The organism is Paenibacillus sp. EB106-06-01-XG199 (genome assembly GCF_058791575.1).
Map to the genome: position 1 here is coordinate 19,175 of NZ_JBYTDQ010000024.1, position 9,025 is coordinate 28,199.

Consider the following 9,025-nt stretch of genomic DNA (forward strand, 5'->3'; position numbering starts at 1 on the left):
GTTACTGCTCCATGGCGGCCAATAAGTAAACTAAAGTAGTATATACAACCTTTCTCTGCCAATAGTAAGCTTAAGTTAGCTTATAATCCCAAGATTATTATGATTAATATAGATGGGAGAATCGGATAAGGGAGTGGAGTATATGCAAGGATTGTCAGTGGCTATCTGCACGAGGAACCGGGTACAGGACCTGACACGGTGCATTCATTCTATAACTAAACAAAGCATAGGCCGGACGTATCCTATAGAGGTCATTATCATTGATGACGGAGAGATTCCCGAAGGAACCCTTAAGGGGTTCGAAGCCTTATTGGCCGGTTGCGGTTATCCCCTTTTGTACCACAGCAAAACTGAGCGGGGATTATGGCTGTCCCGAATCAAGGCGGTGGAGCTGTCTACCATGGACAAGATCCTCTTCCTTGATGACGACGTCGAAATCCCCGATCATTATCTGGCCACTTTAATCCAAACCTACCTCGACCATCCGGACTGCGCAGGTGTCGGCGGGGTCGCCATCGGGATGCGCAACAGCTTCCTCGGCACGATCCGCTGTCTGCTCTCCTTCCAGCAATCTCTATCGAGCGGCAAGCTTTCCTTAAGCGGCCAGGCCGGCTCCATGTACAATTGGCATAAGGCACGGAAGATCTTCAAGACAGAGTTCCAGCACGGCTGCAACATGTCCTTCAAGAAAGAGGCCATTCAAGACATCAAACCCGTCCCCTGGCTCCAAAGCTACAGCGTCGGTGAAGACATTCTTATGTCCCGTATCGCGCAAGGTTCCGGCCCCCTTTATATCAATCCCGAACTTAAACTTCTGCATCATGAGTCCCCGGCCTCCAGAGACAATCTTGAGAATGTAGCTTATATGAGAGTGCTGAACCATGTGCATTTGCTCAAGGATAAACGTTCGGGACCTGTCGGTTATCTCGCCCTGGTCTGGACGACGCTCTATCTGATTTTGCGGGAACAGCCCAAGAAGAATACAGCTGCCATCAGCGGCTACAAAAAAGGGCTGAGAGAAATATTCTCCAGGCAAACCGCCGGTTAATCCATCAAACCTCAGGAAGGGAGTGGTCGCATGAGTGTGAGTATTGTAGTGCCCATGTACAATTTAGAACGTTATTTAACACCTCTGCTGCTCTCACTCCTGGAACAAAGCGGGAAGAGGTTCGAGCTGATTATGGTCGATGACGGCTCAACAGACCGGACGTATGAGGTGGCCGCTGACTTCCTGGAGCAGCATCCTGATCTACGTTCGAAGCTGATCCGCACTCCTAATTCTGGAGTGAGCGCTGCAAGAAACACCGGTTTGGCTTCAGCTACAGGAGATTATGTGCTGTTCCTGGACGGAGACGATTATGCCGACGTCAACCTCACGCTGAGTATCGAGGGCGCCACACGGACCACGGGTCCGGATGTGGTCTGCTGGGGCTACAACCTCGTCCGGGAGGATCAGTCGACAATTGTAAGCTTCACTTCCGGTCAGTCCGACACTACGGGAAGCGAGGCGCTGCAGAATATTTTTGTACACAAAAGCCTGAGAATCTGGACCGGAAGCATTGCCTTCAAGCGGAGCTTTCTCCTGGAGAACGACATCCGTTACACAGAGCGCTGTGTGAACGGAGAGGATCAGGAATTTATCTATAAAGCCTTATCCAGAGCGTCCCGGGTGATCTCGATCCCCGACGTATTATCCTATTATGTGCAAAGGACGTCATCCATTACAGGCACATATAATGTGAACAAATTCGATGTTGTCGATGCCTTCAAGCGGGTGGATGAATACTTCAAAGCCCATCCCTTCAGCGAGGCCAGCACCATCTCAGAGCTCCTCTTGACCCGGGAGATGACGGAGAACTACTTTTACAATCTCAAGACCTGCCTGAACGGCACTTCGGGAATCCGCATGCGTGACCTGCTTCATGACATTGAGAAGACCTACCCTCATTTGAACGACGAGATGCTGCTCATTATGAAACGCTACAGCGGGGATGACAGACAGCTCGCTTTTAGAATCAAAGCCTTCTTAATTTCCCCGGCTTTATATGCGCGGTTGATCCACATGGACAGAAGCTGGCTCCAGTTCAAACATAAGCTCAAAACCATGATCACCAGAAAGGAAATTAAGATATGAAGAAGATGATGGTAAGCGCATATACAGAATTCAATTTGGGCGATGATTTGTTTATCAAGGTACTCTGCGAACGGTATCCGGATACCCGTTTTATGATCATTGCTCCCCGTTTATATAAACTGGTATTCAAGGACATCAAGAACCTCAAGGTCTATGCTTCGGACTCCGTCCTGTTCCGGGGAATTAATTATGTCTTCCGAAAATTAAAGCTGCATAACAACTTTCTGCAGAGATTTCTGGGTGATCAGTCAGATGGAACCGTGCATATCGGCGGGTCTATTTTTATGCAGGGAGAACACTGGGCGGAATATGTGGCGAACGCGGAAGCCATGCGCAACAAGAGCAAGCCGTATTATTTGATGGGCGCCAACTTCGGTCCCTTTACGGATGATGAGTATTACCAGGTGCACCGGCGGATATTCCCGGAATATACTGACGTCTCTTTCAGAGAGCAATACTCCTATGATTTATTTAAGGATTTGGGCAATGTCCGAATGGCTCCGGATATTATCTTCCAGCTGAAATATAAGACAAACGAAACCTCATCCGGACACAAACCTCCAGCGGGCCAAACGATTGCGATTTCGGTGATTAAGCCGTCGTCCAAGAACTTAAGCGGTTTTGACAACCTCTATTATGAAAAAATGAAAGATGTTGCAGTCTATTTCATCAAGCAGGGTTATGCCGTGCATTTCATGTCATTTTGCCAGCATGAAGGCGACCAGGAAGCCATTGGGCAAATTCTCGGTCTGATTCCGGCAGAATTTCAGGAGCAGACCCATGTTCACCTCTATAAAACAAACATAGATGACATCCTCGCCGCACTGGCAGGTGCCAGCTGTATTGTCGCTTCCAGGTTCCATGCGATGATTCTCGGCTGGGTGTTTGACAAGCCTGTCTTCCCGGTGGCCTACAGCAGCAAGATGGTCAATGTCATGCAGGATGCCTATTTTACCGGAAAATACACCGATTTCGCCCATTTGTCCGAGCTTACACCGGAAGAGGTGTATGACAGTATGGCCACTAACCGGCTTGACGTGACGTTACAGGCAAATCAGGCAGAAAAGCATTTTGAACAATTGGACGCTTATCTGTCACCGGCACCGTTTATGGAAGGGAGAAGAAGCTATGAAAGCTAAACGGAGCCTGCTGAACCTCGGCTTTGGCCTTACCAGCCAGGTGATCACAATTATTCTCGGCTTCTTCATTCCAAGACTGATTATGGTCAACTACGGCTCCGAAGCCAATGGTCTCATTGCATCCATCGTGCAGATCATCAGTTACTTCGCCCTGCTTGAAGCCGGGGTCGGTGCAGCTTCGCTGCAGGCTCTGTATAAGCCGATAGCCAGCAATGACCGGGGTCATATCAATTCGATTCTCGCGGCAACCTCACGCTATTATAAAAAAACGGGAATGTACTATTTTATCTCCGTCGTATTGCTTGCAGTCATTTATCCGCTGGTCATCCACTCGGAGATCAACAAAGTGAGCATCATGGCGATTATTTTATTCTCGGGTCTGGGCGGGGCCATCAACTATTACTTCCAGGGCAAATTCAGAATTCTGCTGATCGCCGAGGGCAAAAGCTATGTGGAGACGTCCATCGTCACCATCGCAAATATTCTGAACAATGTCGTTCGGATCATCCTGCTGCTGCAGGGTGTGAACATCATTGCCGTGCAGGCTTCCTTCTTCGTGCTCACCCTACTGCAGATCGTCGCTTTCTATTTCTATTCGAAGAAATATTATAAGTGGATCGACCTCAGCCACAAGCCGGATTTTGCAGCCATTGGCCAGAAAAACTCGGTTATGGTGCATGAGATTTCCTATCTCATCTTCCGCAATACCGACGTGTTGATTCTGACTATATTTACGAACCTGAAGATCGTCAGCATCTATGTGATGTACAACATGATCTTCACCATTGTCGACAACATCGTTCAGACCGTCAACGGAAGTATAAAGGCCGCCTTGGGGCAGAGCTACCATGAGGGCAAAGAGGCTTTCGTGAAGTTCTATGATGCTTACGAGGTCTATTTCATGGGCCTCATCTTTGCCATTCTGACCGTTGTCTATATCATCATCCTGCCGTTCATGAAACTGTACACGGCCGGCGTCAACGATGTGAACTATATTAATACCTGGCTGCCGGTTCTATTCGTGGTGATTAAATTGTTGACCAATGCCCGCACCACCTCCAACAATATCATCACGATTGCCGGACATTTCAGAAACACCCAGTTTCGCTCTATTATGGAGTCGGCGATCAATCTGGGGGCTTCGATCATTTTCGTCATCTTCTTCGGAATTTATGGCGTGCTGATGGGCACCATCGCCGCGCTGCTGTACCGTTCCATTGATATTGTTGTCTATGCCAGCCGGGTATTGCTGGAGCGCAGTCCATGGATCACTTTCCGCAGATGGCTGACCAACGTTGCGGTCTTCGCTGCCATCGTTTTTGTCACCACCAAGCTCGACCTCAGCATCACCTCATACACCGGTGTGATTCTCTGGGCCGTGCTGCTCGGCATCATCACTCTGCCCATCTATTTCCTGGTCGGATCGCTGATGGAACGCGAGGTATTCCTCTATACCTGGGGTTATCTCAAAGGCTTCCGTACGAAGCTCAAGCTGAAGCGCAAGGTTACGGCCGGGCAGGCTTAATTAAGCGGCGCAGCGCGTATGAGATGTGTGGACGGGCGGGATGATGGAGCGCGGGATGCGGATGCGCGGATGCGGACACGCAGGATGCGGGCGCGCGGGATGCGGGTGCGCGGATGCGGATGCGGGCACGCGGGATGCGGGTGCGCGGGATGCGGGCGCGCGGATACGGACACGCGGGATGCGGGTGCGCGGATGCGGATGCGCGGATGCGGGCACGCGGGATGCGGGTGCGCGGGATGCGGGATGCGAGTGCGCGGGATGCGGATGCGCGGATGCGGACACGCGGGATGCGGGAGTTGCGTAAGATGAGGGGGCTGACTTACTAAATGCCTAAGCCTTAGCTGCATTTCGTACAACTAAAACTTGGTATTTTGGGGCCGATACTGAAATAATTGTATTCTGTACACTTAAATAGAGTCAAACTAAGTAAAATGAACCCAATTGCCATTTATAACTGTATACAATGCACTTATTACTCAAAAATCGCTGTTTAGGCTCCATATAGTTGCACTAAATACACTTATACAACTTGCGCCCCTGCAGAGTCATTTCTCAGTTCGATTCTTGTAACAAAACCAAGCGTATGCTTCCACAGCGAGTTTTGCACGAAGTACATCAAGGAAGTAGATGCTCACAAAACCAAGCGTATGCTTCTGCAGCGAGTTTTGCACGAAGTACATCAAGGAAGCAGGCGCTAACAAAACTTGAGGAGGGCTGAATATGGATCACAGCGAGGAATTGCAACAGGCCGGCTACCGATTACTCCATCAGCTCCATGACGATATTCAGCATTTCTCCGCCGAAGAGCTGTCACGCGAAGCCATTGTACGCCGGGGTCGGGAGATTAGCAGCAAGGAAAGCGCACCTGCGATCCAGGAACATCTGGCAACCTTGACTGAAGTGATCGAGGCTTATTTGGCGGGGAGAGCGTCTGAGGATGCGCTGGAGTACTATTTATTGCGCCAATTTCATATTGAATTGAATACGATTGAGGGACTGCTTACGCAGCTTGCCAGACTCAGCAGCGGAGCCGGGGAAACAGAGAGCCTGCTGCCTGAATCCGCCGATCCTGCTGCTTATCCGAAGGTCAGCGTTATTATCACTACTTATAATAGAAAAGACTTCCTGCATCAGGCGATTCAGAGTATTCTCCGGCAGGATTATCCCAATAAAGAAATTACCGTCATTGACGACTGTTCCAGTGATGGCACGGGCGAGATGATGCACACGAATTTTGGCGGTGACCCGCGTGTCATCTTCATGCAGAATGAAACTAACAGCGGGCCGGGGAATAACCGGCGTAAGGCTTTTGCCGCTCATGGAGATGGTGAATATATTCTGTTCCTCGATGATGACGACTATCTGATTGATTCCAGTTATTTAAGCAGAGCTGTGAATTTTCACCTGGCGCATCCTGAGGTATCATTTGTGGCCGCAAACGTATTTCTGGAATACTCCAAAAGCCGGAAGCTCACGATCTCCAGCCTGCAGCTGGCCAGCATTACCGGCAAGAAGGATTATTTCATGAATTTCGAGCAGAAGGGTTATCCCAAGCCTGCCTCTACACTAACCACAGTCTTCAAACGCGAAGCGCTGATGAGCATGGACATCCTGAACATGAACATGGTCAACGATGCCTCGATTTACCTGCGTGCCCTGCTGATCGGCGATGCCGGGTTCATCGATGGTTTAGCCGGGGTGTACCGGATTCATGGCAATAACATCACCTTTCATCTCAGCCAGTCTTTCCTGATTGAGAACCTGGAGGAGAAGCGGCTTATCCGCAATATGGCGATTGAACGCTACGGCTACAATAAGCAGGAAATGAACGAGTGGTTCAACCACAATGTGTATGACACGATCTCTTATTACCTGATGAATTCGGCCAAAAGTCATACCGACTTCAAGTTCATGTACAGCTGGGCCAGCAGCCATTCCCCCAAGGCTTACAGCCAGCTGAAACGCCAGTTCCGCACCAAGCTGATGAAAAAACAGCTGCTGCGGGTATCCTTCGTTCGCTCACTGCTCAACCGGTAACTTCGACTGCGCCCATACCAATGTAGTAACCAGGCACCTTGCGGGGTGTCTTTTTTTCGTGTAACCAATACCCTTTATAGATTGTCAAAAGCAAACTATTGCAGGACAAAAAAACAGCACCCTCCTTCATCGGGAGGATGCCATTTGAAGCTTGTTACGCTTGCTTTATCAGCTGATCCAGCAGCTTAACCGCTGCGCCAAGCTCTGCTTTGGGGATACTGCCATAGCGGTCACCGATATGCATCTCAAAAAAGCAGGAGGCTTCCCCTGTTTCCCTCAGCGATGCAGTCAGCCCCACTCCGGTTTGCTCGTACACTGTAACCAGTATCGGCTCAAGCTGCTCCTTGGCTATGGCAAAATGGACATGGAACATGTTCGAGACCGGCTGCTGCGGAAGCGTGGACATCTTATGGCAGCCGCCCAACAAAGCGGCAAGCTCCTTGGCCTCCTCATAGTATTGTCCCATCTTACCGGCTCTCTGCCGGTAATAATAGCGGGCCGGGACAATGTACGGGTAAAGGCTGACTAAGTCGCCGCCATGCCGCCGTTTCCAGATCTTCGATTCCTCTGTAAACTCCCTGCTACCCGCGAGAATGGCACCTGCGATACCGCCAATCCCTTTATAGAAGGATATATATACGCTGTCAAACAGACTGCATACCTCAGCCGCCGTCTTCCCGTAATACGGCAGCACCTCAAACAATCTCGCGCCATCAAGATGCAGAATAATGCCCTGCCCGCGGCAATAGGCGGAGATGGCTTCAAGCTCTGCATACTCGGGCAGCTGGCCGCCGATTTCGCGCTGCGGCAGCTCCAGCAGCAGACAAGCAATGTCCCTTCCGATGTTCTTCACATCATCCAGTGTAATTAAGCTGTCCTTATCCGCAAGAAGCAGCGGCTCGATATGATGCAGCTCTTTAAGCCCGTCCTGTTCATGAATTTCCAGATGGCATAAAGGATGATACGCTACCGTCTTCATCCCTTTGCGGCCACACCAGATTCTTAGAGCAATTTGCTGGGCCATGGTCCCGCTGGGGAAAAAGACCGCCGTCTCCTTCCCGAGAACATCCGCCATTTCGGCCTGGAAATCCTCAATCAGCCTGCCTCCTCCGTAAATATCGCTGTCCGTATGTCCATCCACGCCGGCAAAGGCCTCTTTCAATACTTCAATGTCGCGTTTCCCGTGTCCGGCCAACTTCATAGCCGTGGCGTTAAAGGCTTCAAGCAGTGATTTCGTCTCACTCATCCCGGTAAATTCCCCCTTCATTTATGCCAGCATCTGCATCAAATATCTTAAATTATATCATTTCAGGCCAAAACTCCTGATTTTTTTGAATGTTCACGTTTTATTCCCGGTACCGAGGTGAAATAAATTGACCGCTGTGCTACAATATTGAAATTGCAAAGGCAATCGCTTAGGGAGGTTTATTAAAACACCATGCTTATTATTGGTATCGCCGGCGGGACCGGTTCCGGCAAAACGACAGTAGCTCGCTCCGTCATTGACCGTCTGGGAACAGACAAAGTGACGTTCATATCTCAGGATAACTACTATAAAGACCATTCTTACCTCAGCATGGCTGAGCGCGGAGCAATCAATTACGATCATCCGCTGGCCTTCGATACGGAATTGCTGATTGAGCACCTGGATTGTCTGAAAGCCGGACAAGCTGCGTACGCTCCAGTGTATGACTTCACAGTTCACGCCCGCTCCACTGACAAGACGGTTGAGCTTGCGCCCAACAACATTGTCATTCTCGAAGGGCTGCATGTGCTTTCCGATGAGAAGCTGCGGGAACAGCTGAACATCAAGGTATTTGTAGATACAGATCCGGATGTGCGTATTCTCCGCCGGGTGCTGCGGGATATTGAAGAACGCGGCCGGACCATCCGCTCCATTCACACGCAATATCTGACGACGGTAAAGCCAATGCATGAGGCGTTTATTGAGCCTTCCAAGAAATACGCCGACCTCATCATCCCTGAAGGCGGACAGAATCAGGTTGGCATCGAGTTGTTGTCCGTATTGACCGGGAAGTATCTTTCGGGCGATGAGCAGTGGAACGGGAACACGCGGTAAACAAGTGGAAACGGACCGTCCTCAACAGGACGGTCAGATTGTCGAGAAACCCAGGTCATTTTTATGACTGTGGGTTTCTTTTTACGTTCAGGCAGAGGTGAAGTGGGGAA

General features: G+C 50.0%; 7 protein-coding genes. 6 read left to right on the forward strand and 1 reads right to left on the reverse strand.

Going from position 1 to position 9,025, the window contains the following annotated elements:
• Positions 1-142 precede the first annotated feature (142 nt).
• The 5 genes from AC3WT9_RS34370 (at position 143) to AC3WT9_RS34390 (ending at position 6,835) form a co-directional block, all read left to right on the forward strand.
• Positions 143-1,048 carry a glycosyltransferase family A protein gene (locus tag AC3WT9_RS34370; protein ID WP_341377040.1) on the forward strand — a complete coding sequence of 302 codons (906 nt, stop codon included), beginning with the start codon at positions 143-145 and terminating at the stop codon, positions 1,046-1,048.
• A 30-nt stretch (positions 1,049-1,078) separates the two neighbouring features.
• On the forward strand, positions 1,079-2,134 hold the full coding sequence (locus AC3WT9_RS34375; RefSeq protein WP_341377039.1) for a glycosyltransferase family 2 protein: 1,056 nt from the start codon (positions 1,079-1,081) through the stop codon (positions 2,132-2,134).
• Positions 2,131-3,273 (forward strand): polysaccharide pyruvyl transferase family protein, encoded by a 1,143-nt coding sequence (locus AC3WT9_RS34380; protein WP_341377038.1) that lies wholly within the window; start codon positions 2,131-2,133, stop codon positions 3,271-3,273. Before AC3WT9_RS34375 ends, AC3WT9_RS34380 begins: the two co-directional genes overlap by 4 nt.
• Positions 3,263-4,798 (forward strand): lipopolysaccharide biosynthesis protein, encoded by a 1,536-nt coding sequence (locus AC3WT9_RS34385; RefSeq protein WP_341089228.1) that lies wholly within the window; start codon positions 3,263-3,265, stop codon positions 4,796-4,798. Before AC3WT9_RS34380 ends, AC3WT9_RS34385 begins: the two co-directional genes overlap by 11 nt.
• A 720-nt stretch (positions 4,799-5,518) precedes the next feature.
• Positions 5,519-6,835 carry a glycosyltransferase family 2 protein gene (locus AC3WT9_RS34390; RefSeq protein WP_341089223.1) on the forward strand — a complete coding sequence of 439 codons (1,317 nt, stop codon included), beginning with the start codon at positions 5,519-5,521 and terminating at the stop codon, positions 6,833-6,835.
• Between the two features lie 154 nt (positions 6,836-6,989).
• Here the strand turns inward: AC3WT9_RS34390 and AC3WT9_RS34395 are convergent, their stop codons facing one another.
• Positions 6,990-8,081 carry a threonine aldolase family protein gene (locus AC3WT9_RS34395; protein WP_341377037.1) on the reverse strand — a complete coding sequence of 364 codons (1,092 nt, stop codon included), beginning with the start codon at positions 8,079-8,081 and terminating at the stop codon, positions 6,990-6,992.
• 192 nt (positions 8,082-8,273) lie between these two features.
• On the opposite strand from AC3WT9_RS34395, the gene udk reads away from it, so the two are divergent.
• A complete protein-coding gene (udk, locus tag AC3WT9_RS34400; RefSeq protein WP_076113420.1) occupies positions 8,274-8,915 on the forward strand; it encodes a uridine kinase in 642 nt (213 codons plus the stop codon).
• Positions 8,916-9,025: the final 110 nt, after the last annotated feature.

Coding starts and splice junctions, on each gene's coding strand:
- AC3WT9_RS34370 (WP_341377040.1), top strand. CDS start 143: ATGCAAGGATTGTCAGTGGCTATCTGCACGAGGAACCGGGTACAGGAC.
- AC3WT9_RS34375 (WP_341377039.1), top strand. CDS start 1,079: ATGAGTGTGAGTATTGTAGTGCCCATGTACAATTTAGAACGTTATTTA.
- AC3WT9_RS34380 (WP_341377038.1), top strand. CDS start 2,131: ATGAAGAAGATGATGGTAAGCGCATATACAGAATTCAATTTGGGCGAT.
- AC3WT9_RS34385 (WP_341089228.1), top strand. CDS start 3,263: ATGAAAGCTAAACGGAGCCTGCTGAACCTCGGCTTTGGCCTTACCAGC.
- AC3WT9_RS34390 (WP_341089223.1), top strand. CDS start 5,519: ATGGATCACAGCGAGGAATTGCAACAGGCCGGCTACCGATTACTCCAT.
- AC3WT9_RS34395 (WP_341377037.1), bottom strand. CDS start 8,081: ATGAGTGAGACGAAATCACTGCTTGAAGCCTTTAACGCCACGGCTATG.
- udk (WP_076113420.1), top strand. CDS start 8,274: ATGCTTATTATTGGTATCGCCGGCGGGACCGGTTCCGGCAAAACGACA.